26 protein-coding genes and 1 tRNA gene are annotated in these 25,206 nt (G+C 63.9%); 13 read left to right on the forward strand and 14 right to left on the reverse strand.

The genetic code is table 11. The annotated features are described in order from the left end of the window. Nucleotides 1–7: 7 nt before the first annotated feature. Both ACTNBK_RS09255 and ACTNBK_RS09260 read right to left on the reverse strand, forming a co-directional pair. On the reverse strand, nucleotides 8–358 hold the full coding sequence (locus ACTNBK_RS09255) for a branched-chain amino acid transporter permease (protein ID WP_130848718.1): 351 nt from the start codon (nucleotides 356–358) through the stop codon (nucleotides 8–10). Nucleotide 359: 1 nt separating this feature from the next. Then, a complete protein-coding gene (locus ACTNBK_RS09260; RefSeq protein WP_441145482.1) occupies nucleotides 360–1,070 on the reverse strand; it encodes an AzlC family ABC transporter permease in 711 nt (236 codons plus the stop codon). 215 nt (nucleotides 1,071–1,285) lie between these two features. On the opposite strand from ACTNBK_RS09260, the gene ACTNBK_RS09265 reads away from it, so the two are divergent. Further along, on the forward strand, nucleotides 1,286–2,179 hold the full coding sequence (locus tag ACTNBK_RS09265; RefSeq protein ID WP_441145484.1) for a diacylglycerol/lipid kinase family protein: 894 nt from the start codon (nucleotides 1,286–1,288) through the stop codon (nucleotides 2,177–2,179). Nucleotides 2,180–2,658: 479 nt separating this feature from the next. Here the strand turns inward: ACTNBK_RS09265 and ACTNBK_RS09270 are convergent, their stop codons facing one another. Further along, nucleotides 2,659–3,723: a branched-chain amino acid aminotransferase gene (locus ACTNBK_RS09270; protein WP_441145486.1), complete on the reverse strand. Its 1,065-nt coding sequence runs from the start codon at nucleotides 3,721–3,723 to the stop codon at nucleotides 2,659–2,661. Between the two features lie 392 nt (nucleotides 3,724–4,115). On the opposite strand from ACTNBK_RS09270, the gene ACTNBK_RS09275 reads away from it, so the two are divergent. The 7 genes from ACTNBK_RS09275 (at nucleotide 4,116) to ACTNBK_RS09305 (ending at nucleotide 12,436) form a co-directional block, all read left to right on the forward strand. After that, nucleotides 4,116–6,122, forward strand: coding sequence for a DHH family phosphoesterase (locus ACTNBK_RS09275; protein WP_441145488.1), 2,007 nt, complete (start codon nucleotides 4,116–4,118; stop codon nucleotides 6,120–6,122). Nucleotides 6,123–6,183: 61 nt separating this feature from the next. Next, nucleotides 6,184–6,633 (forward strand): 50S ribosomal protein L9, encoded by a 450-nt coding sequence (rplI, locus tag ACTNBK_RS09280; protein ID WP_441145490.1) that lies wholly within the window; start codon nucleotides 6,184–6,186, stop codon nucleotides 6,631–6,633. Nucleotides 6,634–6,669: 36 nt separating this feature from the next. Continuing rightward, nucleotides 6,670–8,019, forward strand: coding sequence for a replicative DNA helicase (gene dnaB / locus ACTNBK_RS09285; protein WP_441145492.1), 1,350 nt, complete (start codon nucleotides 6,670–6,672; stop codon nucleotides 8,017–8,019). A 2-nt stretch (nucleotides 8,020–8,021) separates the two neighbouring features. Continuing rightward, nucleotides 8,022–9,443, forward strand: coding sequence for a tRNA lysidine(34) synthetase TilS (tilS, locus tag ACTNBK_RS09290; protein WP_441145494.1), 1,422 nt, complete (start codon nucleotides 8,022–8,024; stop codon nucleotides 9,441–9,443). A 4-nt stretch (nucleotides 9,444–9,447) separates the two neighbouring features. Next, nucleotides 9,448–9,993: a hypoxanthine phosphoribosyltransferase gene (hpt, locus tag ACTNBK_RS09295; RefSeq protein ID WP_441145496.1), complete on the forward strand. Its 546-nt coding sequence runs from the start codon at nucleotides 9,448–9,450 to the stop codon at nucleotides 9,991–9,993. 36 nt (nucleotides 9,994–10,029) lie between these two features. Further along, on the forward strand, nucleotides 10,030–11,925 hold the full coding sequence (gene ftsH / locus ACTNBK_RS09300; protein ID WP_441145497.1) for an ATP-dependent zinc metalloprotease FtsH: 1,896 nt from the start codon (nucleotides 10,030–10,032) through the stop codon (nucleotides 11,923–11,925). Beyond that, entirely contained in the window at nucleotides 11,918–12,436 is a 519-nt protein-coding gene (locus tag ACTNBK_RS09305) for an O-acetyl-ADP-ribose deacetylase (RefSeq protein ID WP_441145499.1), read from the forward strand. Before ftsH ends, ACTNBK_RS09305 begins: the two co-directional genes overlap by 8 nt. Before the next feature lie 66 nt (nucleotides 12,437–12,502). On the opposite strand, the gene ACTNBK_RS09310 is transcribed toward ACTNBK_RS09305, so the two are convergent. The 5 genes from ACTNBK_RS09310 to ACTNBK_RS09330 form a co-directional block, all read right to left on the reverse strand. Next, on the reverse strand, nucleotides 12,503–13,786 hold the full coding sequence (locus ACTNBK_RS09310; RefSeq protein ID WP_441145501.1) for an O-acetylhomoserine aminocarboxypropyltransferase/cysteine synthase family protein: 1,284 nt from the start codon (nucleotides 13,784–13,786) through the stop codon (nucleotides 12,503–12,505). 73 nt (nucleotides 13,787–13,859) lie between these two features. Continuing rightward, the gene (locus ACTNBK_RS09315) at nucleotides 13,860–14,786 is read right to left on the reverse strand and encodes a GerMN domain-containing protein (protein ID WP_441145503.1); all 927 of its coding nucleotides are present in this window, start codon (nucleotides 14,784–14,786) and stop codon (nucleotides 13,860–13,862) included. Next, a complete protein-coding gene (locus ACTNBK_RS09320) occupies nucleotides 14,783–16,228 on the reverse strand; it encodes a sensor histidine kinase (RefSeq protein ID WP_441145505.1) in 1,446 nt (481 codons plus the stop codon). The genes ACTNBK_RS09315 and ACTNBK_RS09320 overlap by 4 nt, the downstream gene beginning before the upstream one ends. A 19-nt stretch (nucleotides 16,229–16,247) precedes the next feature. Beyond that, nucleotides 16,248–16,934 carry a response regulator transcription factor gene (locus ACTNBK_RS09325; RefSeq protein ID WP_441145507.1) on the reverse strand — a complete coding sequence of 229 codons (687 nt, stop codon included), beginning with the start codon at nucleotides 16,932–16,934 and terminating at the stop codon, nucleotides 16,248–16,250. A 27-nt stretch (nucleotides 16,935–16,961) separates the two neighbouring features. Continuing rightward, nucleotides 16,962–17,483, reverse strand: a complete 522-nt coding sequence (locus ACTNBK_RS09330; protein ID WP_441145509.1) for a helix-hairpin-helix domain-containing protein — start codon at nucleotides 17,481–17,483, stop codon at nucleotides 16,962–16,964. 45 nt (nucleotides 17,484–17,528) lie between these two features. Here ACTNBK_RS09330 and ACTNBK_RS09335 point away from each other — a divergent pair, with 45 nt between their 5' ends. Then, on the forward strand, nucleotides 17,529–19,007 hold the full coding sequence (locus ACTNBK_RS09335; protein ID WP_441145511.1) for a D-alanyl-D-alanine carboxypeptidase family protein: 1,479 nt from the start codon (nucleotides 17,529–17,531) through the stop codon (nucleotides 19,005–19,007). 146 nt (nucleotides 19,008–19,153) lie between these two features. Here ACTNBK_RS09335 and ACTNBK_RS09340 read toward each other — a convergent pair whose 3' ends face one another. After that, complete coding sequence (locus ACTNBK_RS09340) at nucleotides 19,154–19,396, reverse strand: TIGR03905 family TSCPD domain-containing protein (protein ID WP_441145513.1); 243 nt, start codon at nucleotides 19,394–19,396, stop codon at nucleotides 19,154–19,156. A gap of 54 nt (nucleotides 19,397–19,450) precedes the next feature. After that, the gene (locus tag ACTNBK_RS09345; RefSeq protein ID WP_441145515.1) at nucleotides 19,451–20,332 is read right to left on the reverse strand and encodes a LysR family transcriptional regulator; all 882 of its coding nucleotides are present in this window, start codon (nucleotides 20,330–20,332) and stop codon (nucleotides 19,451–19,453) included. Between the two features lie 127 nt (nucleotides 20,333–20,459). Between ACTNBK_RS09345 and ACTNBK_RS09350 the strand changes: the two genes are divergently transcribed. Next, nucleotides 20,460–20,606 (forward strand): hypothetical protein, encoded by a 147-nt coding sequence (locus ACTNBK_RS09350; protein WP_294513046.1) that lies wholly within the window; start codon nucleotides 20,460–20,462, stop codon nucleotides 20,604–20,606. 125 nt (nucleotides 20,607–20,731) lie between these two features. Here ACTNBK_RS09350 and ACTNBK_RS09355 read toward each other — a convergent pair whose 3' ends face one another. Continuing rightward, the gene (locus ACTNBK_RS09355) at nucleotides 20,732–20,965 is read right to left on the reverse strand and encodes a hypothetical protein (RefSeq protein WP_441145517.1); all 234 of its coding nucleotides are present in this window, start codon (nucleotides 20,963–20,965) and stop codon (nucleotides 20,732–20,734) included. A 122-nt stretch (nucleotides 20,966–21,087) separates the two neighbouring features. On the opposite strand from ACTNBK_RS09355, the gene ACTNBK_RS09360 reads away from it, so the two are divergent. Continuing rightward, on the forward strand, nucleotides 21,088–21,306 hold the full coding sequence (locus tag ACTNBK_RS09360) for a helix-turn-helix domain-containing protein (protein ID WP_441145519.1): 219 nt from the start codon (nucleotides 21,088–21,090) through the stop codon (nucleotides 21,304–21,306). A gap of 87 nt (nucleotides 21,307–21,393) precedes the next feature. Here the strand turns inward: ACTNBK_RS09360 and spo0A are convergent, their stop codons facing one another. Together spo0A and spoIVB are read right to left on the reverse strand one after the other, a co-directional pair. Then, nucleotides 21,394–22,161 (reverse strand): sporulation transcription factor Spo0A, encoded by a 768-nt coding sequence (spo0A, locus tag ACTNBK_RS09365; protein WP_441145521.1) that lies wholly within the window; start codon nucleotides 22,159–22,161, stop codon nucleotides 21,394–21,396. Between the two features lie 360 nt (nucleotides 22,162–22,521). Then, nucleotides 22,522–23,601 carry a SpoIVB peptidase gene (gene spoIVB, locus ACTNBK_RS09370; protein ID WP_441145523.1) on the reverse strand — a complete coding sequence of 360 codons (1,080 nt, stop codon included), beginning with the start codon at nucleotides 23,599–23,601 and terminating at the stop codon, nucleotides 22,522–22,524. Between the two features lie 293 nt (nucleotides 23,602–23,894). On the opposite strand from spoIVB, the gene ACTNBK_RS09375 reads away from it, so the two are divergent. Together ACTNBK_RS09375 and ACTNBK_RS09380 are read left to right on the forward strand one after the other, a co-directional pair. Beyond that, nucleotides 23,895–24,416, forward strand: a complete 522-nt coding sequence (locus tag ACTNBK_RS09375) for a DUF6512 family protein (RefSeq protein ID WP_441145525.1) — start codon at nucleotides 23,895–23,897, stop codon at nucleotides 24,414–24,416. Between the two features lie 105 nt (nucleotides 24,417–24,521). After that, a tRNA-Arg gene (locus ACTNBK_RS09380) sits at nucleotides 24,522–24,598 on the forward strand. 319 nt (nucleotides 24,599–24,917) lie between these two features. Here the strand turns inward: ACTNBK_RS09380 and ACTNBK_RS09385 are convergent. After that, a complete protein-coding gene (locus ACTNBK_RS09385; RefSeq protein ID WP_441145527.1) occupies nucleotides 24,918–25,112 on the reverse strand; it encodes a RidA family protein in 195 nt (64 codons plus the stop codon). Between the last annotated feature and the right edge of the window lie 94 nt (nucleotides 25,113–25,206).

Below are 25,206 nucleotides of genomic sequence, written 5' to 3' on the forward strand. Positions count from 1 at the left end.
AAAAGAATCAAAAGACGGCCTGGACCAGCACCATATAGAGGATGGTGCCGCCGAAGATGCTCAGGAGGTTGTTGTGCTTCCAGAGGTGGAGGGCCACCACCACGGCGGCGGAGATGAGCTGGGGCGCCCAGCCTGCGAAGGCGGCCAGGTCGGTGCCCCAGCCGAAGCTGATATTGCGCAGGCAGTAGATGATGAGCATGGCGATGACGGCGGGGGGCAGGACCCGGCCCAGGTAGAGGACCACTTTTGGGGGTGTGCCGCCCCGGTCAAAAAGGAGGAAGGGCAGGGCCCGGGTGAGAAAGGTGACCACCGACATGACGGCGATGGCGGCGATGGCTTGACCGGTGGTGAGAGGCATGTCAGACTTCCTCCTTTTGGACGTTCTCCTCCCGGGCGTCCAGCCGGACCCGGAGGAGAAGCAGGATGACCACGATGGCGCACAGGGCGGGGATGAGCATGGCGTCGGGCCCCAGCAGGATCAGGGAGACCACGGTGACCCCGAAGCCCAGCAGGGCGGGCAGGTGTTCGCGGTAGGCGTTCCACTGGTCCACGGCGATGACGATGAAGAGGGCGGTCATGGCGAAGTCGATGCCGGTGGTGTCAAAGCCCAACAGGGCGCCCGCCACGCTGCCGATCACCGACCCGGCGATCCAGTAGCAGTGGTCCAGCACGGCGATGGCAAAATAGTAGGTGTGGGGGTCTACCCGCTCCGGCACCCGGGCCGAGGAGAGGAGGGCGTAGGTCTCGTCGGTGAGGGAGAAGATCATGTAGAGCTTCCGGATGCCCATGCCCTTGAACTTCTCCAGCAGGCTCAGGCCGTAGACCAGATGGCGGAAGTTGATGATGAAGGTCAAGAGGGCCACGCTGCCCAGAGTGGCGGCGGTACCCAGCAGCTCCACCCCCAGGTACTGCCCGGAGCCGGCATAGATGGTGACGGACATGAAGAAGGCCCAGATGAAATTGTATCCGATGGCCTGGAGCATGAGCCCAAAGGCCATGCCGATGGCCAGATAGCCCATGAGCACCGGAACGGTGGCCGGAAAAGCGGCACGGAAGGCACGGCGGTACATGAAAAACACTCCCTTGTGTCATACACTGTCAGAACAGTAGTTTAGACTTGTGTGCATAAAAATGCAAGTGTATTCCAAGAGTTTTGTTCACAAAATTAGACTTGCCTTTTGGGGAGGGCTTGTATCATAATGTCTATTGAATAAACCGCTGCGCAATTTTGCAATGTGCATGATTGTAATCTAAGGGAAGATCAAATCCTGCGGAGGAAAGGGACATGAAACGACTGCTCTTCATTTATAACCCCCAGGCGGGCAAGGGGATCATCAAGCCCCATCTGGCCAACGTGGTGGACACCTTCACCAAGGCGGGCTATCTGGTGACGGTGTGGCCCACCCAGGGCAAGGAGGACGCCACCCACGTGGCCGCCCGGCAGGGCTGGTGGTACGACCGGGTGGTCTGCTGCGGCGGGGACGGCACCCTCAGCGAGACGGTGTCGGGGCTGCTCACCCTGGACGCGCCGCCGGTGCTGGGCTACATCCCAGCCGGCACCACCAACGACTTCTCCAAGAATCTGGGCCTGCCCCGTGGGGTGGAGAAGGCGGCGGCCACGGCGGTGGAGGGGACGCCCCGACAGTGCGACATGGGCCGCTTCAACGACCGGAACTTCGTCTATGTGGCCGCCTTCGGCGTCTTTACCGACGTGAGCTATGGCACGCCCCAGGAGTTCAAAAACGCCTTCGGACACCTGGCCTACCTGCTGGAGGGGGCCACCAAGCTGGGGGATTTGGGCCGGGGCTACCATCTGACGGTGGAGCACGACGGCGGCACTCTGGAGGGGGACTTCATCTACGGCATGATTACCAACACCAACTCGGTGGGGGGCTTTCAGGTCTTTCCGGCCAACCAGGTCTCCCTGGACGACGGGGTCTTTGAGGTGGTGCTGGTCCGACAGCCCCGGAACGTGGCTGATCTCCAGGACGCTCTGGTGAGCCTGGTGCGCCAGAACCACGAGGAGAGCCGCCAGGTGGTGGCCTTCCACACCGGCAAGCTGAAGGTCACCGCCGCCGAGGCCCTGCCCTGGACCCTGGACGGCGAGTACGGCGGCAACCCGCAGGTGGCCAAAATCGAAAACCTCCACAAGGCCATCACTCTGGTGTGGGGGAAGTGAGCTCCTCCTCCGCTGGAATGCCGCAGGGGCGGCTTGATCAAACCTTCCCCCTCCCAGGGGGAAGGTGCCCTAGTGCGTACACTGGGGCGGATGGGGTTGCGCTGAGTGTTTCTCAGGAGGACGGTCAAAACCCGTTTCTTTTTCCCTGCTGGAAAAAGAACGGTTTTTGGAATCCAAAGAAAAAGGGGCTCCCGTGTGGGTTGAGTGGCTCCAAATAGGAATCCGGCGGCCCGTCTTTACGCCCCCGTTGAGGACCAGCACCGTCCACAGGTGACTGCGCCGGCGGAACAGGGACAAGTTGTGGTCCTATCCCACATTTTTTCGCCGCCTGCGTGGGTGGGTGTCGGGACGTGGCGCCACTGACTGATATTCCCTCTGCTGCGACGCAGGATGGTTTGAGGGATGGCGCGCCCCACAAAAATATGGTTTTCGGACAGAAAAAGGCCGCGGACGTAAGTCCGCGGCCTTTTGGTGTTTGCTTAGAGCTTGACCACCCAGCCGTAGGGGTCGGGCTGAGTGCCCCACTGGATGCCGGTGAGGGTGTCGTAGAGCTTCTGGGTGACAGGGCCGATCTGGCCGCCATTGACCACCACGTGCTGGTCCTCCCAGCCCATCTCACCGATGGGGGAGACCACGGCGGCGGTGCCGGTGCCCCAGGCCTCGTCCAGCTTGCCGGCCTTGGCGGCGTCGAAGAGCTCCTGGGCGGTGATGAGCCGCTCCTCCACCTCATAGCCCCAGCTCTTGAGCAGCTCGATGCAGGAGCGGCGGGTGATGCCGGGCAGCACGGAGCCGGTGAGCATGGGGGTGACGATCTTGCCGTCGATCTTGAACATGACGTTCATGGAGCCCACTTCTTCGATATACTTGCGGTGGACGCCGTCCAGCCACAGCACCTGGGCATAGCCATGCTCCTCGGCCCGCTCACCGGCCCGGATGGAGGCGGCATAGTTGCCACCGCACTTGGTGTAGCCGGTGCCGCCCTTGACGGCGCGGACGTCGTCGGACTCCACGTAGATCTTCACCGGGTTGATGCCGGCGGCGTAGTAGGCGCCCACGGGGCCGGTGATGATGCAGAAGATATAGCTGTGAGAGGCGTGGACGCCCAGGCTGGCGTCGGTGGCGATGATGAAGGGGCGGATGTAGAGGCTGGTGCCGGGGACGTCAGGCACCCAGTCGATGTCCACCTTTACCAGGGTCTTTACGGCCTCCACGAAGTCCTCCTCGGGGATGGGGGGGGTGCACAGACGCTCGCAGGAGTCCTTGAGACGCCGGGCGTTGTCGATGGGGCGGAAGAGCTGGACGGTGCCGTCGGCGGTGCGGTAGGCCTTCAGGCCCTCGAAGACTTCCTGGGCATAGTGGAACACCATGGCGGAGGGAGCCAGCGTAAAGGGACCGTAAGGTACGACCCGGGGGTCGTGCCAGCCCTGGCCCTTGTCATAGTTGAGCAGGAACATGTGGTCGGAAAAAACCTTGCCGAAGCCCAGGCCGTGGGCGTCGGGCTTGGCCGCGGGATGATCGGCGCGCTGGATCTTGATCTCCTCCATGGTGGATGCCTCCCTAAAAAATGCAGTGGGCCTCGAGGAGGCGGACGGAGGCCCGCCAGTCTCGCCGGGACCGATATTAAGGATGATTATAGCAGTGTTACTACTTTAAAGCAATAGAGAATCTGACGGAAATCCCCGAAATTTTTCCCCCGGATGCCGTCATCCTTCCACCGGGTGTGGAAAAACTGCGGGAAAGAGGGACAAAGCCTGCACCGCTGTGCTTGTAATCCGGGGGCGCTTCTGCTATAATGTTGGGCACGGAATGAAACCGGACGCGATGCGGGAAGTGGCTTGCGGGGCCTGCCTGCGCTGTGGGCGCAAGGCCTTTGGGCGGAAGTGGCCCAGGAGGTCTTGCGCCTTCTGTAGTTTCCACCGTGTCCGTGCAAGGAGGTGTGCCTTTGAAGAACAACAAGCTGTCCCGGCTGCTGGAGCCCAGTTTGGGCCTCTACCTGGCCTGCCTGGTCCTCTTTGCACTGGCTTCCGCCTTATTCTCCGTCCCCCTGGCGGTCATCGAGGGGGTGGTGGTGATTATCCTCTACCTCTACCTCCGGCGCAGCAACAGCATCCGCAAGCGGGAGATGCTCCGCTATATCGAGTCGGTCACCGCCAACATGGACGTGGCCACCCGGGACACCATGATCAACTCCCCCCTGCCCATGGTCATCTTCCACCCGGACACCGACGAGATCATCTGGTCCAATGAGCGGTTCCTGCAGCTCACCGACGGCAAGGAGCACCTCTTTGACACCAGCCTCTCCGCCCTGGTCCCCGGCTTCGACACCCGGTGGCTCCTGGAGGGGAAGAGTGTCTATCCCGGCGAGGTGGTGCTGGATGACCGGCGGTTTTTGGTCTACGGTTCCCTGGTCCGCTCCGAGGAGAAGCGCAGCCGGACGGCCATGCTGGCCACCACCTACTGGGTGGAGATCACCGAGTACGCCCAGGTAAAGGAGGAGTTCTTTGCCTCCCAGCCCGTGGTGGCCATCCTGCTGCTGGACAACTACGAGGACGCCATGAAGAACACCGACGAGGCCGCCCGTGCCGCCCTGCGCAGCGAGATCGATAAGCGGCTCTCGGCCTGGGTCCACCCCACCGGCGGCCTCTTCCTCCGCTACGACCGGGACCGCTACCTCTTTATCTTCGAGGAGCGCTATCTCAAGCACTTCCAGGAGACCAAGTTCGACGTGCTGGACGCCATCCACGACATCCCCGCCGCCGGCGCGGTACCCGCCACCCTATCCATCGGCGTGGGCAAGGACGCCCCCGGCTTCCACGAGCTCTTTGAGTACGCCTCTCTCTCCATCGAGATGGCCCTCTCTCGGGGCGGCGACCAGGCGGTGGTGAAGAACAAGTTCAACTTCGAGTTCTACGGCGGCCGGAACAAGGAGATGGAAAAGCGCACCAAGGTCAAGAGCCGGGTCATGGCCAACGCCCTGGCCGAGCTCATCGCCGACTCCTCCTACGTCTTCGTCATGGGCCACAAGTTCCCCGACCTGGACTGCATCGGCGCCTGTGCCGGCGTGTGTGCCATTGCCCGGAAGAAGGGGGTCACCGTCCGCATCATCAAGGAGGGGGGCAACAACCCCGCCGCCGATATGGCGGAGAAGCTCTCCCAGGTGCCGGAGTACAAGGAGGCCTTCCTCTCTCCCCAGGACGCCATCGTCCTGGCCGACCCCCGGACCTTGCTGGTGGTGGTGGACACCAACCGCCCCGAGCAGGTCATGAGCCAGGACCTGCTGGAGTGCTGTACCCGGGTGGCCGTCATCGACCACCACCGCCGGGCGGCCTCCTATATCTCCAACGCCGCCCTCAACTTCCACGAGCCCTACGCCTCCTCGGCCAGCGAGCTGGTCACCGAGCTCCTGCAGTACATTCTGGAGCCCACCGACCTATTGAAGATTGAGGCCGAGGCGGTGCTGGCCGGCATCGTGCTGGACACCAAGAACTTTACCATGCGCACCGGCACCCGCACCTTTGAGGCGGCGGCCTTCCTCCGCCGCTCCGGCGCTGACACCGGCGATGTGAAGAAGCTCTTCCAGAACGACCTGGCGGGGGTCATCTCCCGCTACGACATCATCCGCAACGCCCGGATGTACCACGGGGACATTGCCGTCACGGCGGTGGACCACACAGTGGGCCGGGTGACGGCGGCCCAGGCCGCCGACGAGCTGCTGAACATCAGCGGCATCGACGCCTCCTTCGTCCTCTTCCCCGACGCCGACGGGGAGCGGACCATCATCTCCGCCCGCAGCATGGGCAACACCAACGTCCAGGTGGTGCTGGAGAAGCTGGGGGGCGGCGGCAACGCCGCCACCGCCGGCGCCCAGGTGCCGAACCCGGACGTGAACGCGGTGCTCCAGCAGCTCCTCCGGGCCATAGACCAGTATTTTGAGGAGGACTGAGCGCCGCACCCCCAAAAAAACCATGATATGAAAAATTAACACCCCGAAAGGATGAATGACCATGAAAGTGATTTTGCAGCAGGACGTGAAGGGCCAGGGCAAGAAGGGCCAGCTCATCGACGCCAGCGACGGCTACGCCCGCAACTTCCTCCTCCCCCGGAAGCTGGCCGTGCTGGCCACCGCCGAGAACCTGAACACCATGAAGCAGCAGGAGAAGGCCAAGAAGGCCCAGGAGGCCGCCGAGAAGGCGGAGGCCCAGGCCGTGGCCGAGCAGCTCAAGGCCGTCGTGGTGAAGCTCACCGCCAAGGCTGGCTCCGGCGGGCGCCTCTTCGGCGCCGTCACCAGCAAGGAGATCTCCGACGCCCTGAAGGAGCAGTTCGGCCTGGACATCGCCAAGACCAAGATTGTCCAGGACGAGCCCATCAAGGCCTTCGGCACCTACCAGCTCAAGTGCAAGCTGGGCTATGAGATCACCGGCACCCTCACCGTGACGGTGGCCGAGGAGCAGTAATCCCTTTGAAAGCAGAGACCGGAGAGGAGGGACAACATGGATGAGGAGCTGCTGACCCGGCAGATGCCCCACTCGGTGGAGGCCGAGCAGGCGGTGCTGGGCTCCATGCTCATCGACGCCCGGTGCATCCCCGCCGTCATCGAAAAGCTGCGGGCCGAGGACTTCTACCTCAAGCAGAACCGGGACATCTACGAGACCATCTACTCCATGTTCTCCCTCTCCGAGACGGTGGACCCGGTGACGGTGCTGGACAAGATGCGTTTAAACGGCGTCTTTGACGAGAACACCTCCCGGGGCTACATCCTCCAGCTCATGGAGGTCACCCCCACCGCCGCCAACGTGGCGGAGTATATGGACATCGTCAAGGACAAGTCCCTCCTCCGGCGCATCGCCGAGACGGCGGGGGACCTGACCGCCATGGTCCAGGAGGGCACCGCCGCCGGACAGGAGGTGCTGGACGCCGCCGAACAGCGGATCTACGCCATCCGGCAGGGCCGCTCCAGCCAGGGGCTCACCCCTCTCTCCTCCGTGGTGCTGGACGTGCTGGACCGGCTGGAGGAGCTCTCCAAGTCCGACTCCGCCGTGCCGGGCCTGTCCACCGGCCTGCCCGACGTGGACAGCGCCATCTCCGGCCTCAACAACTCCGACCTCATCCTCCTGGCCGCCCGGCCCGGCATGGGCAAGACCTCCTTCGCCCTCAACGTTCTCCTCCAGGTGGGCAAGTTCTCGGGCAAGACGGCCGTCTTTTTCTCTTTGGAAATGAGCCGGGAGCAGCTGGCCATGCGCCTCATCTCCAACGAGGCCTTTGTGGACAACAAAAAGCTGGTCACCGGCCGCCTCACCGACGAGGACTGGGACAAGGTGGCCCTGGCCGCCGCCGCCCTGGGCCGGTCCAAGATCCTCATCGACGACAACCCCTCCCTCTCGGTGGCCGACATGAACGCCAAGTGCCGCCGGGTGGAGGACCTGGGGCTGGTGGTCATCGACTACCTCCAGCTCATGCAGTCGGCGGGGGGCAAGCAGAAGTACGCCGGCGAGAACCGCCAGCAGGTGGTCTCCGACATCTCCCGGGCCCTGAAGATCATGGCCAAGGAGCTCAACGTGCCGGTGGTCTGTCTCTCCCAGCTCTCCCGCGGACCCGAGAGCCGCCAGGACAAGCGGCCCATGCTCTCCGACCTGCGTGAGTCGGGCGCCATCGAGCAGGACGCCGACATCGTCATGTTCCTCTACCGGGACGACTATTATAATGAGGACAGCGAGAGCCGCAACCTGGCCGAGTGCATCATCGCCAAGAACCGCCACGGCGAGACCCGGAAGGTGGAGCTCCAGTGGCTGCCCGAGTACACCACCTTCTCCTCCATCGACCGGACCCATCAGGAGTACTGACCATGCTGAACGAGGCCCAGGCCCTCACAAAAGAATACGCCATGCTCGCCCCGGGAAGCCACATCCTCTGCGCCGTCTCCGGCGGCGCAGATTCAGTGTGCCTCCTCCACTGGCTCAAAGACCAGGCGGAGGCCATTGGCTTTACCCTCACCGCCGCCCACTTCGACCACCGGCTCCGGGGGGCGGAGTCCCACCGGGACGCCGCCTTTGTGGAAAAGCTGTGCAAGGAGTGGAAGGTGCCCTGCGTGGTGGGGAGCGGGGACGTCTCCGGGGAGGCCGCCCGCTGTGGGACCGGCATCGAGGAGACCGCCCGGGCCCTGCGCTATGACTTTCTGGAAGAGGCGGCGGAAAAGGTGGGGGCCGACCTCATCGCCACCGCCCACAACGCCAACGACAACGTGGAGACCATGCTCCTCCACCTCATCCGGGGCAGCGGCCTCCAGGGCCTCACCGGTATCCGCCCCCGGCGGGGGAAGCTGATCCGGCCCTTTCTCACCACCACCCGGGCCGAGATCCTGGCCTACCTGGAGGCGCATGCCCTCTCCCACGTGGAGGACAGCACCAACGCCGACACCGCCTACGCCCGGAACCGGCTCCGCCACCAGGTCATCCCCCTGCTGGAGGAGCTCAACCCGGCCCTCATTTCCCGGCTTTCGGACACGGTGGGCTACCTCCGCGCCGACAACGACTACCTCACCGCCCAGGCCATGGCCGCCGTCCGGGGAGCCGAGCCCACCGTCACCGGCGGCCTGGTCCTCCCCGCCGACACCATCGGCCGCAGCCCCGACCCCATCGCTATCCGGGCGGCGGCGGCCCTGCTGGGGCGGCTGGGAGAGCACCAGTACCGCTCCGCCCACCTGCTGAGCGTGGTGGAGCTGGCCCGGAGCGGCCACCCCTCCGGCTCGGTGGACCTGCCCCACGGCATCACCGCCCGGCGGGCCTACGGCCTGCTGGTGGTGGAACCTTCGGCGGCGGAGAGCGGCTGGACGCCGGTCCCCCTGAACGTCCCCGGCGAGACGGCTCTGCCCGAACTGGGCTGGAAGCTGGTCTGCCGCCCCGCCGAAGCGCCGGCGGAGCCGCCCCAAACCCCCTTTGTGTGCTATCTGAATCCCGCCGCCCTGGACGGTCCCCTCACCGTCCGGCCCAGGGAGACGGGGGACGGCATCACCCTGCCGGGCCGGCCCCACAAGAGCGTAAAGAAGCTCCTCATCAACGCCAAGGTGCCACGGCAGGACCGGGAACGGCTCCCCGTGGTGGCCGACCGGAGAGGTCCGGTGTGGCTGGGGGGCTTCGGCCCCGACGCTTCCCGCCTGGCCGCCCCCGGCACACCCGCCCTGGAACTCCGGGCGGTACCCCTCGCCCCAGCGACCCAGTGTGAAACCGCCCCGACCCCGGGGACTCATTCAAAAGAAGGAAGGATTTGAGCTTATGCTGGAACAGGACATCGAACGGGTCTTGTTTACCGAACAGGAACTGAAAGACCGGGTGGTCGAGATCGCCGCCCAGATCGACAAGGACTACGCCGGAAAGGAGCCCATGCTCATCAGCGTGCTTCGGGGCTCGTTCATCTTCATGGCCGATCTGGTCCGGTCCATCACCCTCCCCTGCACCGTGGACTTCATGGCCGTCTCCTCCTACGGCAGCGGCACCACCTCCTCCGGCCAGGTGAAGATCACCAAGGACCTCTCCGAGAGCATCGAGGGCCGGGACATCATCGTGGTGGAGGACATCCTGGACAGCGGCAACACCCTCTCCTATCTGTTCCAGCTCCTCCAGGCCCGGCACCCGGCCTCCGTCCGGCTGTGCACCCTGCTGGATAAGCCCTCCCGCCGCACCAAGCCCGTCACCGCCGACTACACCGGCTTTTCCGTGGACGACCTCTTTGTGGTGGGCTACGGTCTGGACTACGCCGAGAAGTACCGCAACCTGCCCTATATCGGGATCCTCAAGCCGGCTGTCTACGAAAAGGCCTGAGTATACCCCACTCCACATAAAGGACGTGGTTTATTCTTGAAAAAATTCACGCTGCGCGATGCGGCCTTTTACGCCCTCATCCTGGTGATCCTGGTGGGCACCCTGTGGACCCTCCAGAACATGAACACCGGGGAGAAGCCCACCTACGCCCAGGTCCGCCGGGCCCTGGAGCAGCAGCAGGTGGAGACCGTGGTGGTGGACAAGAACAACAACCTGATCCTGGGCCTCAAGGACGGCACCACCCTCACCTATGAGCTCTACTCCTTCGAGCTCTTCTACCGGGACTTCAACGACACCGTGGTCAACCAGTGGCGGGCGGGCATCATCACCGACTACGAGTACCCCGACGATCCCACCCCCTCCCCCTGGCTGTCCATGCTGCCCTACGTGGGCATCCTGCTGGCCTTCGGGTTCATGTTCTACCTCATGTTCATCCGGCAGAACGGGGCCGGCGGCGGCGACAAGACCGCCCGCTTCGGCCGGGCCCGGACCCGCACCCTCTCCGACCAGGGGGACAAGAAGGTCACCTTTGAGGACGTGGCCGGGGCCGACGAGGAGAAGGAGGAGCTCCGGGAGATCGTGGAGTTCCTCCGGGACCCCAAGAAGTTCGTGGCCCTGGGGGCCCGCATCCCCAAGGGCGTGCTGCTGGTGGGCCCGCCGGGTACCGGCAAGACCCTGCTGGCCAAGGCCGTGGCCGGGGAGGCCGGGGTCAACTTCCTGTCCATCTCCGGCTCCGACTTCGTGGAGCTCTATGTGGGCGTGGGCGCCAGCCGGGTCCGTGACCTCTTCGACCAGGCCAAGAAGGACTGCCCCGCCATCGTCTTCATCGATGAGATCGACGCCGTGGGCCGTCAGCGCGGCGCCGGCCTGGGCGGCGGCCATGACGAGCGGGAGCAGACCCTCAACCAGCTGCTGGTGGAGATGGACGGCTTCTCCGCCAACGAGGGGGTCATCGTCCTGGCCGCCACCAACCGGGTGGACATTCTGGACCCCGCCCTCCTGCGCCCCGGCCGGTTCGACCGGCAGGTCTACGTGGGCTACCCCGACATGAAGGGCCGGGAGGCCATCCTGAAGGTCCACTGCCGGAAAAAGCCCCTGGCCGAGGATGTGGACCTCCACGAGGTGGCCAAGTCCACCGGCGGCTTCACCGGCGCCGACCTGGAGAACCTCATGAACGAGGCCGCTCTCCTGGCCGCCCGGAAGAACCAGCCCTTCATCACCCTCTCCGACATCCAGGAGTCGGTCATCAAGGTCATCGCCGGCCCGGAGAAGCGGAGCAAGACCGTCATCGAGCGGGAGCGGAAGCTCACCGCCTACCATGAGGCCGGCCACGCCGTGGTGGGCCACGCCCTGGAGACCGCCGACCCGGTCCACCAGATCACCATCGTCCCCCGCGGGGGCGCCGGCGGCATGACCATCTCCCTGCCCCAGGAGGACCGGGGCTACCGGTCCCGGCTGGAGCTCACCGAGCAGCTCTCCAGCCTGCTGGGCGGCCGCATGGCCGAGGAGCTGGTGCTGGGGGACATCTCCACCGGCGCCGGCAGCGACATCCGCCGGGCCACCGACATCGCCCGGAACATGGTCACCCGGTACGGCATGAGCCAGCGCCTGGGCAACGTGGTCTTTGACTCCGGCCACGACGAGGTATTCATTGGCCGGAGCATGGCCCAGACCAAGAACTACTCCGAGGAAGTGGCCGCCATCATCGACGAGGAGGTCAAGTCCCTCATCGACAACGCCTACGCCCGCTGCCGCCAGATCCTCACCGATCAGCGGGAGGCTCTGGAGCTGGTGGCCCGGTATCTGCTGGAGTTCGAGACCATGGACGGCACCACCTTCCAGCAGGTCTTTGACGATCCCGGCGCCGTAGAGGCCCGCCTGGCCCACCCGGAGCAGGCGGAGGAGCCTGAGGAGGCGGAGGACAGTGAGTAAACCTGTCATCCAGGTCACCCTGGGAGACATCACCACCGTGGAGGCCGACGCCATCGCCAACGCCGCCAACACCTCCCTGCTGGGGGGCGGCGGCGTGGATGGCGCCATCCACCGGGCCGCCGGTCCGGAGCTGCTGGCCGAGTGCCGCACACTCCACGGCTGCGAGACCGGCAAGGCCAAGATCACAAAAGGTTATCATCTGCCTGCAAAATACGTTCTGCATACTCCCGGACCCATCTGGCACGGAGGCGGGCAGGGGGAGCCCGCCCTGCTGGCGGGCTGCTACCGCTCCTGCCTGGAGCTGGCCCTGGCTCACGGCTGCCGGACGGTGGCCTTCCCCTCCATCTCCACCGGGGTCTACCACTTCCCCCTGAACCTGGCCGCCCCCATCGCCGTCAAGACGGTGCGGGCGTTTCTGGACGAACACCCGGAGGACTTTGACTGGGTGCGCTTCGTGTGCTTTGACGAGGCCACCAAGGCCGCCTATGACCGGGCTCTGGCCGACAACTGAACCGAGAAAAAATGCCGCCGTCTCCCATATGGGAGACGGCGGCATTTTGCTTTTCAGAAGATGGGGTTACAGGGCGGCAAGGGCCTGGTCCAGGTCGGCCAGGAGGTCGGCGGCGTCCTCGATGCCCACGGAGAGGCGGATGAGGTCGGGGGAGACCCCGGCGGCGGCCAGCTCGGCGTCGTTCATCTGCCGGTGGGTGGTGGAGGCGGGGTGGAGGACGCAGGTCTTGGCGTCGGCCACGTGGGTGGCGATCGAGGCCAGCTTCAGCCCGGCCATGAACCTGGAGGCGGCCTCACGGCCACCCTTCACGCCGAAGGAGACCACGCCGCAGGTGCCATTGGGCATGTACTTCTGGGCCAGGGCGTGGAAGGGACTGCTCTCCAAACCGGGGTAGTTGACCCAGGCCACCTTGTCATGGCCCTCCAGGTAGCGGGCCACCTCCAGGGCGTTGGCGCAGTGCTTGGCCATCCGCAGGGGCAGGGTCTCCAGGCCCACGTTGAGGAGATAGGCGTTCATGGGGGCGGGGCTGGCCCCCAGGTCCCGCATGAGCTGGGCGGTGGCCTTGGTGATATAGGCGCCGCCCAGGCCGAACTTCTCGGTGTAGGTGATGCCGTGGTAGCTCTCGTCGGGGGTGGTGAGGCCGGGGAACTTGTCGGCGTGGGCGGTCCAGTCGAACTTGCCGGAGTCCACGATGGCACCGCCCACGGCGTTGGCGTGGCCGTCCATGTATTTGGTGGTGGAGTGGGTCACGATGTCGGCGCCGTGCTCGAAGGGGCGGCAGTTGATGGGGGTGGGGAAGGTGTTGTCCACAATGAGGGGCACCCCGTGGGCGTGGGCGGCCTTGGCGAAGCGCTCGATGTCCAGCACGGTGAGGGCGGGGTTGGCGATGGTCTCGCCGAAGACGGCCTTGGTGTTGGGCCGGAAGGCGGCCTCCAGCTCGGCGTCGGAGCAGTTGGGGTCCACAAAGGTGAAGTCCACCCCCATGCGCTTCATGGTGACGGCGAAGAGGTTGAAGGTGCCGCCGTAGATGGCGGAGGAGGCCACCACGTGGTCGCCGCAGGAGGCGATGTTAAAGACAGCGAAGAAGTTGGCCGCCTGGCCGGAGGAGGTGAGCATGGCGGCGGTGCCGCCCTCCAGGGCGCAGATTTTGGCGGCCACGGCGTCGCTGGTGGGGTTCTGGAGCCGGGTATAGAAGTAGCCGGCGGCCTCCAGGTCGAAGAGGGCGCCCATGGCCTCGCCGGTGGCATAGCGGAAGGTGGTGGACTGGATGATGGGGATGTTGCGGGGCTCGCCGTTGCCGGGCACGTAGCCGGCGTGGAGGCAGTTGGTACTGGGACGGTAGTCGGACATGGGTCATTCTTCCTTTCTGGAGCGGATAATTGAATTAAGACTACACGCTCCCCGGCCATTTGTCAATGAAAATTCAGGAGACCACCAGGTCGGGGTTGGGCTCCAGGGGGACGTCGGCGGCCACGCCGCCGTAATCGGGGATGGACTCCCCCTCCACCAGGAAGGCCACGGCGTCCACGTTGGGGAGCTGACAGAGGGTGTTGACGATGGCGTAGAGGGTGAGCCGGGCCTGGCTGGCCGAGGCGGGCTGATCGCTGAGGAAGGCGGCGTCAAAGTTGAGATAGCAGATGCCGCTGTCGTTGACCCACAGGTCGATGACCCGGGCCTCGCCGGAGAGGGGGGCGCTGAGGCCCTCGGTCTCGGGGCCGGCCAGGAGGGCCTGGAGGAGGACGGACTCCGGGGAAGAGCCGCTGGGCACCAGCAGCTCCCGGTGTTCCACCGCCAGTCCCCCCTCCTCCCGGAGGAAGCAGAGGTCGGCGGAGAGGTAGACCGGCTCGTCCTCGGCGCTGGAGAGGACGGCGTCGCTCTCCCGGAGGAGCTGGTGGTCCCGGTAGGAGATGGGCTCCCCCTCCACCAGGATGGAGACGGCCTCCACCCCCTTCACCTGGCACAGGGTGAGGGCGATGCAGTAGTCGGCGATGGTCAGGTCCACCCCGGACAGACCGCCGTAGCGCTCGGACAGGTCCACCTCACACACCCCGTCGGTGAGGGTGGGGGCGGAGACCTGGTAGACCCCGTCGGGGAAGGGGGAGCGCAGACCGTCGCTGACGGGGCCGGAGAGGAGGCACTCCACCAGAGCGCTGAGCACGTCGGCGTCCTGGGGGAGGCGGCGGGTCTCCCACTGCACGGCGGGGCCCTGGACGGGGCTGTCGGTGCCGCTGTCGGGCAGGGGGGCGGCGAAGTAGACCTCGTAGGCGCCGCTCTCCACCTCCCCGCCCCGGACACAGCCGGTGAGCAGCAGGAGAAGGGCGCAGAGCAGGCTCAGGATACGTTTTCTCACAGCAGGTCGCCCCCTTCCTCGTCCCAGCGGGGGAAGGCCACCTGGAAGCAGGTGCCCCCCTCCTCCCGGCGGCGGACGGTGACGGCGCCGCCGTGCTGCCGGGCGGTGTCCCGGACGATGGACAGGCCCAGACCGGTGCCGCCGGCGGCTCGGGACCGGGCCTTGTCCACCCGGTAAAAGCGGTCGAAGATCTTGGGCAGGTCCTCGTCGGGGATGCCCACGCCGGTGTCCTCCACGGTGAGGAGGACCAGGTCCCCCATGGACCGCAGGCCCACCATGACCCGGCCGCCGCTCACGTTGTATTTTACGGCGTTCTCCATGAGGTTGAAGGCGATCTGGTAGAGGTCGTCCTCGGTGGCTTTGACCACGCAGCCGGACTGGAGGTCGGTCTCCACGGTGATGTCCCGCTCCTGGGCCAGGGGGAGGAGCATGTGCTCCACCTTCTCCACCACGGCGGCCACGTCCACCGGCAGCCGCTCCATGGGGACGGCGCTGTCCATGCGGGTGAGGGTGAGGAGCTTTTCCGAGATGCGGGTGAGGCGCTCGGCCTCCTCCCCGATGTCGGAGACGAAGTCCTTCACGGTGTCCAGGTCCATGCCGTCGGTCTGGAGGATGGAGTCGGTGAGGAGGCGGATGGAGGCCAGGGGGGTTTTGAGCTCGTGGGAGGCGTCGGAGACGAAGCGGCGGCGGACCTCCTCGGTGGTCTGGAGCCGGTCGGTGAGCTGGTTGAACTCCCCGGCCAGCTGGCTGAGCTCGTCTCCCCCCCGGATGCTCACCCGGTGGCTGTACTCGCCCTCCCGGACGATGCGGATGGCCCGCAGCAGGTCGCCGATGCGCCGGGTGAGGGCCTTGGAGAAGACCACGCTCATGATGAGCACCACCACGCAGATGACCAGGGAGATGGAGCGCAGGTTGTTCTGGATGTCGGTGAGCAGGCCGCCCTGGTCGGCGTCCCGCTCATAGAGGTAGACGCAGCCGATGGTCATGTCCCGGTAGATGACGGGGACGGCGGCCCGGCTGTGGAAGGCGCCGTCCTGGTAGGAGCAGGTGGCCACGTCGTAGCCCTTGAGGGCGGTGACCACCTCGCTGAGCATGGCGTAGCGCCCCTCGGTGAAGCGGAGCTCGTCGCTGTCGTAGAGGATGAGGCCGAACTCGTCGGTGACCAGCACCCGGAACTGGCCGGTGTAGCCCAGGGGCTCCACGTAGTCCCGGACGGCCTCGCTGGTGAGGGATTCGGTGCGGGCGATGGTGTCGGCGATGACCGAGGCCTGGGACTGCAAGAGGCTGGTCTTGGAGCGGAAGACCAGGTCCTGGGAGACCAGCACCGGGTAGGTGTTGAGCAATATGAGCACCGCCGCAATGATAATGATGTAGGTGAGGGCGAACTTGAGCTGGATGGAGCGGCGGAAGGGGATCTTGTCCGCCCCGGGGGTATGGGCCATGGTATCCACCTCCTTGGCTTCAGCCGTTCTTCAGGTAGTAGCCCACGCCCCACTTGGTGAGGATATACTCCGGGTTGGCCGGGTCCAGCTCCAGCTTTTCCCGGAGCCGGCGGATGTGGACGTCCACGGTGCGGTACTCCCCGGCGTACTCGTAGCCCCACACGATGTTAAGGAGGTTTTCACGGCTGTACACCCGGCCGGGGTTGCGCATGAGGAGCTCCATGAGGTCAAACTCCTTGGCGGTGAGGTCCACGGGGGTGCCGTCCCGGAAGGCGGAGCGCTCGTCGGTGTCCAGGACAATGTGGCCCTGAGAGAGCCGGGAGGCCTTCTCCTTCTGGCTGGAGGTGCCGGAGCGGCGGAGCATGGCCCGGATGCGGGCCTTGAGCTCCAGGATGTTGAAGGGCTTGGTCACATAATCATCGGCGCCGCACTCGAAGCCGATGATCTTGTCGGTGTCCTCGCTGCGGGCGGTGAGCATGATGACGGGCACGTTGGAGAACTCCCGGATGCGCATGCAGGCCTGGAGCCCGTCGATCTTGGGCATCATCAGGTCCAGGATGATGAGGTCAAAGCCGCCGTTCCGGGCCAGCTCCACCGCCTGTTCCCCGTCATAGCCCACCTCCACCTGGTAGCCCTCGTTCTCCAGGTTGAATTTGATGCCCTTTACCAGTACCTTTTCGTCGTCTACCACCAGGATCTTTGCCATATTGTCCTCCTATTGACGGGCGGAGCCTCACTCCACCGTGATGTAATCGATGAGCCCCTCCAGAATGCCCTCGCCGATGCCGGGTACCCGGGTCAGGTCCTCCGGAATGCGGAAGGGGCCGTTGGCCGCCCGATCGGCGACGATGTCGGCAGCCCGCTGCTCCCCAATGCCGGGCAGGGTCTCCAGCTCCTCGGCGGAGGCGGTGTTGATGTTTATCTTGTCCGGCACGGTCGGCGTCTCCGGGGCCTCCGTTCCGGCGGTGGCGGACGCCTCCGTCTCCGGGGAGGCCGTTTCGGTGACAGCAGGGGCCGCTGTCTCCGGGGGCTGCGCCGGGGCCCCGGTCTCCGCCGCCGGGGGCAGGGCCTCCACCCGGTAGGGCTCTGTGCTACTGCGGGCGCCCAGGAAATAGCCCGCCGCCAGGAGCAGGAAGGCGGCGGTGACGGCCAGCAGAACTTTTTCCAGTGTGGAAATTTTTATGTCTACCCACCTCCAACCGATTGCACCCGACGGTCGGGTCTGATATAATATGTGCCAAAGACGTTGTGGCACAGTGGGTCACAAAAACGATTATAACATATTTGCTAGGAGTTTCCCATGAAAAAATATCGACGCAGCCTGCTCTCCCTCCTTCTGGCTCTGAGCCTGAGCCTCTCCCTGACCACCCCCTGGGCCCTGGCCTCCTCCCCGGCGCCGGAGACCGAGACCCCGGCGGCCACCGAGACGCCGGAGACCACGCCGCCTGGGCCGGTGGTAGAGGAGAAAACGCCGGTGGAGAGCCAGCTCCTCAATGACATGCACATCGAGGCCGCCGCCGCCATTCTGGTGAACGCCGACACCGGCACCGTGCTCTATGAGCAGAACGCCCACGAGCAGCGCTACCCCGCCAGCATCACCAAGGTGATGACCACCCTGCTGGCCATCGAGGCCATCGACCGGGGGGAGCTCTCCCTGGACCAGGTCATCACCGTAGGGGACGAGGTGAACCGGGAGGTGGGAGACGGAAGCTCCACCCAGGACATCAAGCCGGGAGAGCAGCTCACCCTCCGGGACGTGCTCTACTGCGCCCTCATCGCCTCGGCCAATGAGGCCTGCAACGTGCTGGCCCAGGTGGTGAGCGGCAGCGTGGACGACTTTGTGGACCTGATGAACCAGCGGGCCCAGGAGTTGGGCATGGAGGACACCCACTTCGCCAACACCCACGGCTACCACAACCCGGACCACTACACCACCGCCTACGACATCTCCCTCATGTGCATGGAGGCCATGAAGCACGAGACCTTCCGCACCATCGTCACCTCCAAGAGCTATACCGTCCCGGCCACCAACCTGCACGAGGCCCGGGAGCTCCACGAGACCAACGCTCTGGTGTCCACCTGGCGGATCACGGGCTACTACTACCAGTACGCCACCGGCATCAAGACCGGCTCCACCCCCGAGGCGGGCTACTGCCTGGCCTCCTCCGCCACCAAGGACGGGGTGAACCTGGTGGCCGTGGTGCTGGGGGCGGAGAACCCCAAGAATGAGGACGGCTCCACCAACCGGCTCCAGTTCTCCGAGTCCAGCCGGCTGCTGGACTGGGGCTTCAATAGCTTCTCCACCAAGACACTGCTGGATTCCACCTACTTTGCCGGCACCATTCCGGTGAACCTCTCCCGGGAGACCGACCGCATTGGCGTCCAGGCCACCGGCGAGCTGGAGGCCATCCTGCCCAACGACCTGAACCCCGCCGACTTCCAGCTCACCCCCGTCTATGACAGCGAGAGCCTGGACGCCCCGGTGTCCAAGGGTCAGGTGGTGGGCCACGTCACCGTCTCCAACGGGGATACGGTGTACGGCCAGCTGGACCTGGTGGCGGTGGACGATGTGTCCCGCTCCGAGCTCCTCTATCGCCTGGACCAGATCGAGACCTTCTTCAGCCAGCTCTGGGTGCGGGTGGTGCTCATCGTGGTGGCGGTGCTCATTGTGGTGCTGCTGCTGCGCTGGCTCCTCTTCGGACGCCGCCGCCGCTACGGCGGCAGCCACCGCCGGGCCTACCACGGCAGCCGTTACAGCGGCCGCCGCAGAAGAAGATAAAAGAAAAAGAAAAGCAGCCCCTCCGGCCAATGCCGGAGGGGCTTCCGTTTGTCAAAAAAGCAGAAATGCTTCCGACTTTGTGCGAGAGCCTGGTGGCAAAGCCAACAGGCTCCAAGACCGCCTTCCGGCGGTCTTGGGGGCGGGTCTTACAGGCTCTGCTTGAGGGCCTGGGCCAGCTGGTCGGGGCAAGAGGTGGGCTTAAAGCCGCAGTGGATACCCTCCAGCCGGGAAATCACGTCCTCCACCTTCATGCCGGCCACCAGATTGGAGAGGCCCTGAAGGTTGCCGTTGCAGCCGCCGGTCACCTGGAGAGACTTCACCACGCCGTCCTCCACGTCGATGAGCATGCGGCTGGAGCAGGTGCCCTTGGTCTTGTAATCGATGGTCATGAAAACATCTCCTTTGCACAGTGCCTACTATGATATAACAGGTCCGCCTCCCTGTCAAATCTCTCCTGCGGCCAGGGCCTCCACCACGTGGGAGAGGAAGCGGGCGGTGGCGGGAGAGGCGGCCTGTCGGTCCCGGACGGCCAGGCCGATGTCCCGGAATTGGGGCGGGTCCAGAGGCTTTACCACCACGTGGTAGGGGGTGCGCCGGAGGACCAGCTCGGTGAGCACACTCACCCCCAGGCCACTTTCCACCATGGAGATGGCGGCGTAGTCGTCGTTGACCAGGTATTGGAGGTTGGGCTTCACGCCGCAGTGCTCAAAGATCTGGATGACCTCCCGGTCCCGGTCGTCCTCCAGCTTGATGTAGGGGTCCTGGGCAAAACGGTCCAGGGGGTAGCTCTCCGCCCCGGCCAGGGGGTGGTCGGCGGGGAGTACCGCCATGTGCCGGTCCCGGCGGAGAAAGACGGTGTCCAGCTCCAGGGCGCAGGGCAGGGAGATGAAGCCGCAGTCCACATGGCCCGAGGCCACCCAGTCCTCGATCTCCCGATACTCGATGTGGGTGAGGATCTCAAAGCGGATGGCGGGGTATTTTTCCAAAAAGGTCTTCATGAGCCGGGGCAGCCAGTGGACCGAGATGCTGTTAAAGGTGCCCACCCGGATAGTGCCCCGGGTGAGGCCGTGGAGCTCGGCGATCTCCTCCTGAAGCTCCCGCTCCGCGTTGCACACCGCACGCAGGCCGGGCAGCAGGGCCTCCCCGGCGGCGGTGAGGGTAACTCCCGACCGCCCACGAATGAGCAGAGCTACCCCCCATTCCTGCTCCAGGTCGGAGATGATCCGGCTCACCGCACTCTGGGTGTAGCCCAGATCCTCTGCCGCGCGGGTGATGCTGCCCAGCTCCGCTGTCCGCAGCAGGGCCTGATACTTTCCCGTTTCCATCGGCACCATCCATTCTGCTTTGGAATGTGAGACATGACAAAGAGTCGTTTGCGTAATGTCTAATGTCATTGTATAATAAGGTCACAAGGAAGGCAAGAGATAGTTGCCCGGAAAGGAGTAGAGAACAATGAAAAACATGATGCGTATGGTCGAAGCCCGCGAGGAAAAGCTGCTGCAGAAGGATCTGTACTCCCTGGGTGCGCGGAAGAACTATTGGAAGGGGAGCCCCTGGCGCGCTGTCGGGGAGATGTTCCACAACGAGGGCCGGCATTGAGCCGCACCTGAGCTGCACTTCCCAACCTCCATATATTGTGCCGAGCATGAAAGGGGCCGCCGCATATGCGGCGGGCCCTTTCATGCTGTATATTGATTCCATTTGACTCATACGGAGGAGCGCCGTCACAGTTCTGTGGTATACTGCGCCAGCATCTCACGGAGCTCCTGGACCGATGCGGAAGGGGGGGGGCTGCCCAACAGGTAGCGGACCGCCTCCTGCCACTGCTCAAGGGAATATGCGTCTGGCGGAAAGTCCAGGGCCTCCTGGAGCGCCTGCCGCCGGAAGTTGTCTGTATGCAGGTCGGATAGATACAGGCAGCCCAGGCGCTCTTGAAGGTTTTCCAATAATGTGAGCATAGCTGTCTCCAATTTCGACAAAATTTTTTCTCGCGCTCATAATAACATATTCTTGGCTGTCAGTAAATAATAAGTTGCTGAGAGTCAGTAACAATCCACATCAGTTTACGGTAGGATAATAATTGGGGTGGACATATTGCACGAGGAATACAGAGAGCGTTACCGAAATCTGGGGCTGCACACAGCAGCGGCTCGCCGAGCGGATCGGAAAGAGCTGGTCCTTTATCAGCCAGGTGGAGGCCAACAACGGCGCCATTGTGAAAGGCATCGCTCTGGACACCCTGTTTAGCGTTTTGGATGTGTTGGAGGTACCGGTGAGCAAGTTTCTGGAGGAGATCTAGCTCAGACCCGGGCCGGAACAGAACAGAGGGCGGGAGTGCGGCCACATGCCGCGCCCCCGCCCTCTGTGGGATTATATGGATAAAAATTTAATTTTCCCGGCGCTGAAGCTGGAGCCGGTCGGCGATCATGGCGATGAACTCCGAGTTGGTGGGCTTGCCTTTGGCGTTGCTGACCGTATATCCGAAGTATTTCTGCAACGTCTCCAGATCGCCCCGGTCCCAGGCCACCTCAATGGCGTGGCGGATGGCACGCTCCACCCGGGAGGCGGTGGTGTTAAAGTGCTTGGCCACCTCCGGGTACAGGATCTTGGTCACGGCGTTGATGACCTCCATGTTCTCCACCGTCATGATAATGGCGTAGCGCAGGTATTGGTAGCCCTTGATGTGGGCGGGCACGCCGATCTCGTGGATGATGGCGGTGACCGAGCTCTCCAGGTTCTGGCGGATGCGGGCGGAGCGCTCTGCAGGGTCCTCCTCGGTTTTTGCGGCGCCGGAGAGCAGCCGCACCCGGTCCACCACCGAGGAGAGCTTGCAGGGCTTCATCTGGCAATAGCTGGCCCCCTTGGCCAGGGCCGCCTCTGCCGTGCTCCCCCGGACCAGGGCCGAGAGCACCAGCACCGGCGGCTTCTCAGGCCCATTCAGGGTATCCAGTACGTCCAGACCGTCCATTTGGGTCAGCATCAGATCCATGATCAAAAGGTCAGGGGACAGACGGCGGCACAGCTCCACCGCCTCCTCCCCGTCACCGGTCTCCCCTACGATCTCAAAATCAGGCTCGTTCAGCAGGGTCTCCCGCAGCAGGTCCCGGAAAACGTCGTCCGCGTCGGCCAAAAGAATGCGCTTTTTGCTGTCCATGTCCAAATTCCCCTTCCACAGAGGCACGGCGGCCCCTGCCTTTGTTCCGTAACCATAATTTACCACAAATTGACAGCGGACGCAACCCTTTTTTACCAGAATATTCCAAACAAATTTCGACCGGTTTTGTTGGGGCGAAGCTGTCAAGGGGAAAACGCCGGGGAGCACGCCCAGAGGCCCGGTCCGGTAGGCGTCCTCTCTACTTTATTATTTATAACGCAAAACGGCGGTTTTGTACAGAAAAACCGCCGCTTTACCAACTACGCTCAGCGAGGTCGAGCCTGGCAATCCAGATAAATAAAAGGCTTCCAGAAAAAGAGAGGGCGGGCCTGTGCCCGCCCTGTTGGGAAAGACTTTGTATCAGGAGGCCGCGCTCAGCATAGTTTCGGCCAGAATGCCGTACCCCTGGGTGGGGTCGTTGACCAGTACGTGGGTGACGGCGCCCACCAGCCGCCCGTCCTGGAGGATGGGACTGCCGCTCATGCCCTGTACGATGCCGCCGGTGGCCTCAAGCAGCTCTGGGTCGGTGACCTTCACCATCAGGTCCCGGGTGTCGTGGCTGCCCTCGGGGAAGACCCGGACAATCTCCACGTCATAGGATTTGACCTCCTCCCCGGCGATGTTGGAGAGGATGGTGGCGGGGCCTACCTTCACCTGGCTTCGGAGGGCGGTGGGGATGGCCTCACCGGCTGGGACCAGGGAGGTGTCCTCCAGGGTGCCAAAGATGCCGCCGGGGGTGTTGGCCCACAGCTCACCCAGATCGCGGTCGGTCTGGAAGGTGCCGTGGAGCTCACCGGGGTCGCCGGCGGCTCCCTTTTTTACGTCGGAGACCGAAGCGGACAGGATGGCCCCCGACTCCAGGGGCATGAGGAGGGCGGTATCCACGTCGTTGATGCCGTGGCCCAGGGCGCCGAAAAGACCGGTGGAGGGCTCATAGAAGGTCATGGTGCCAATGCCGGCCATGGAGTCCCGAATCCACGCCCCCAGTCGGTAGGTGCCGTCGGTGCAGGCGGTGGCCTGGGCGGTGAACTGCACTTGCTCCTCATCCCGGATGGCCCGGATGCTCATCTGATCTCCCTCCAGCTTCTGGAGCACTGCCCGGACCTCCTCAATGGTGTCCACCTGGGTGTTGTTGATGTGGGTGATGATGTCGCCTTGGCGGAGCCCGCAGGAGCGGGCCGGGGAGCACTCCCCTGTCTGGCCGGTTACGTCGGAGAGACCCACCACCAGCACGCCGTCGGAAAAGAGCTTGATGCCCACCGCCCGGCCCATGGGGACCACCATGTGGGTGCCCTCCGCAGCGGCCATGGCGGGCAGGGCCTCCGCGGCGGCGGGCCGGACGCCCAGGCCCAGCAGCACCATGGCCATGGCCGCCACCAAAACCAGGCCCCGCAGCAGGAGGGCGCCGGTCCATGGCCGCCCCTGTTCTTCTTCTCTCATAAAACCACCCCTTTTGCAAAAAATAACGCCGACGGCGATCAAAAAACCGCCGTCAGAGTTAATATGGCCGCCTCGGGCAGGAAAAACGCCGCCCCAGCGCTGGCAATGAAACACACCTTTGGCATGGAAAGAGGTGGAAAGCACCGAATGGCGGGGGACGGCGTCGGCGGCCACGGCGGTTTTTACCGGTTTTTCAGAAAAAAGGCGGACGGGTTCATAAAAGGGCTTTGGGCGCATACCATATCTCAGAAGGCCGTCCCACTCCGGGCGGCTGCGGGAGGGAGAGATGGCATATGCCCAAGCTGTCGAGGGGGCTGCTGGCCGCCTTTGTGGTGACCACGCTGGTGGGCGCCTGTCTGCATTTTTTGTATACGTTGCTGCCCAATCCGGTGACGGCGCTGCTAGCGCCGGTAAACGAGAGCCTGTGGGAGCACCTGAAGATCCTGGTCTGGCCCTATCTGGCCGCCATGCTCCTGCTCACTCGGAACGGCCCGCCCGGGTGCCGCACCCCCTGGCTGCTGACGGTGCCGGTGCTCTCGGCGGCTATGCTGGGCATCGGCTGGCTCTATCACATGACCCTGGGCGGCGAGGCCCTGGCGGTGGACATCGGACTCTACGTGGTGCTCATGGCGGCCGGCTTCCTGTTGCCGGAGGTCCTGGACGGCGCCTCGGAGCACCCTCTTTTGGGGACCCTGTCGGTTCTGGCCGTGCTGGCCCTGGCCGCGGCCATGATCCTTTTCACCTTTTTACCTCCGGATCACCCCCTGTTTCTGGATCTCTCCGGCGTCAACACCTGGAGCACCATCCCGTACTGACCACCCCGGAAAAAGACGCTCGCCTTGTTTTTTGCAAAAATACCCCTTTACAAACCAGGGAAAGGTTGTTATAATAATTAGGCACTTAAAAAGCTGCACAGGTACGCGCCTGTAGCGCAATTGGATAGAGCGTCAGATTCCGGTTCTGAAGGCTGGGGGTTCGAGTCCCTTCAGGCGTACCATGTCGGAGCAAGCGTTATATCGCTTGCTCCGACTTTTTTTCAAGAGTCAGAGCGCGCTCATGTCGCTGCTCCTCCTTTCCGAATTGGACCTGCTTCGCTGGGCTTTGATTTGGTTTTGGGTGCAAACCTGGAGGCTGCGGCATCTATACTGTTGTGATGTCCCAAAAAAGAAAGACATCTGCTTTCGGCAGATGTCTTTCTTTTTTACTTTCGGCCACCGGAAACGGATGGTACCCTCTGGTACCGTGTATACAACAGTTGGTAGCTCTTATTGAACTACAACAGTATATAAGTCTAGGTGTACTGGATTAGGTCTTATTTATAGCCCTACAATCATAGCAATTTCGACCAAATATTTTTCATCAGTTGGAGGGGCAATTACTGTATATCGAGCAGGGGCAAGGTTGAGATTACCACCAAAATATTTTGCATAGGCAGCATTCATCCCTGAAAAATCTGCTTGATTGCGGATAAAACACTGGCACATAAGTACATTATCTAGGGAATCTCTGATTTAATCCGCACTACCATAAAGGCTCCGGATGTGGGATAATAACACTATCAACGCAATGGTGGTGTATGGGGATGAAGAAACAGGAAACATTTAC

The organism is Intestinimonas sp. HCP28S3_D6 (assembly GCF_052065695.1).
Taxonomy (GTDB): Bacteria; Bacillota; Clostridia; order Oscillospirales; family Oscillospiraceae; genus Intestinimonas.

Bases quoted from the DNA above. Each gene is read 5' to 3' on its own strand.
- ACTNBK_RS09255 (WP_130848718.1), bottom strand. From the start codon at position 358: ATGCCTCTCACCACCGGTCAAGCCATCGCCGCCATCGCCGTCATGTCG.
- ACTNBK_RS09260 (WP_441145482.1), bottom strand. From the start codon at position 1,070: ATGTACCGCCGTGCCTTCCGTGCCGCTTTTCCGGCCACCGTTCCGGTG.
- ACTNBK_RS09265 (WP_441145484.1), top strand. From the start codon at position 1,286: ATGAAACGACTGCTCTTCATTTATAACCCCCAGGCGGGCAAGGGGATC.
- ACTNBK_RS09270 (WP_441145486.1), bottom strand. From the start codon at position 3,723: ATGGAGGAGATCAAGATCCAGCGCGCCGATCATCCCGCGGCCAAGCCC.
- rplI (WP_441145490.1), top strand. From the start codon at position 6,184: ATGAAAGTGATTTTGCAGCAGGACGTGAAGGGCCAGGGCAAGAAGGGC.
- dnaB (WP_441145492.1), top strand. From the start codon at position 6,670: ATGGATGAGGAGCTGCTGACCCGGCAGATGCCCCACTCGGTGGAGGCC.
- tilS (WP_441145494.1), top strand. From the start codon at position 8,022: ATGCTGAACGAGGCCCAGGCCCTCACAAAAGAATACGCCATGCTCGCC.
- hpt (WP_441145496.1), top strand. From the start codon at position 9,448: ATGCTGGAACAGGACATCGAACGGGTCTTGTTTACCGAACAGGAACTG.
- ACTNBK_RS09310 (WP_441145501.1), bottom strand. From the start codon at position 13,786: ATGTCCGACTACCGTCCCAGTACCAACTGCCTCCACGCCGGCTACGTG.
- ACTNBK_RS09320 (WP_441145505.1), bottom strand. From the start codon at position 16,228: ATGGCCCATACCCCCGGGGCGGACAAGATCCCCTTCCGCCGCTCCATC.
- ACTNBK_RS09325 (WP_441145507.1), bottom strand. From the start codon at position 16,934: ATGGCAAAGATCCTGGTGGTAGACGACGAAAAGGTACTGGTAAAGGGC.
- ACTNBK_RS09335 (WP_441145511.1), top strand. From the start codon at position 17,529: ATGAAAAAATATCGACGCAGCCTGCTCTCCCTCCTTCTGGCTCTGAGC.
- ACTNBK_RS09340 (WP_441145513.1), bottom strand. From the start codon at position 19,396: ATGACCATCGATTACAAGACCAAGGGCACCTGCTCCAGCCGCATGCTC.
- ACTNBK_RS09345 (WP_441145515.1), bottom strand. From the start codon at position 20,332: ATGGAAACGGGAAAGTATCAGGCCCTGCTGCGGACAGCGGAGCTGGGC.
- ACTNBK_RS09350 (WP_294513046.1), top strand. From the start codon at position 20,460: ATGAAAAACATGATGCGTATGGTCGAAGCCCGCGAGGAAAAGCTGCTG.
- ACTNBK_RS09355 (WP_441145517.1), bottom strand. From the start codon at position 20,965: ATGCTCACATTATTGGAAAACCTTCAAGAGCGCCTGGGCTGCCTGTAT.
- spo0A (WP_441145521.1), bottom strand. From the start codon at position 22,161: ATGGACAGCAAAAAGCGCATTCTTTTGGCCGACGCGGACGACGTTTTC.
- spoIVB (WP_441145523.1), bottom strand. From the start codon at position 23,601: ATGAGAGAAGAAGAACAGGGGCGGCCATGGACCGGCGCCCTCCTGCTG.
- ACTNBK_RS09375 (WP_441145525.1), top strand. From the start codon at position 23,895: ATGCCCAAGCTGTCGAGGGGGCTGCTGGCCGCCTTTGTGGTGACCACG.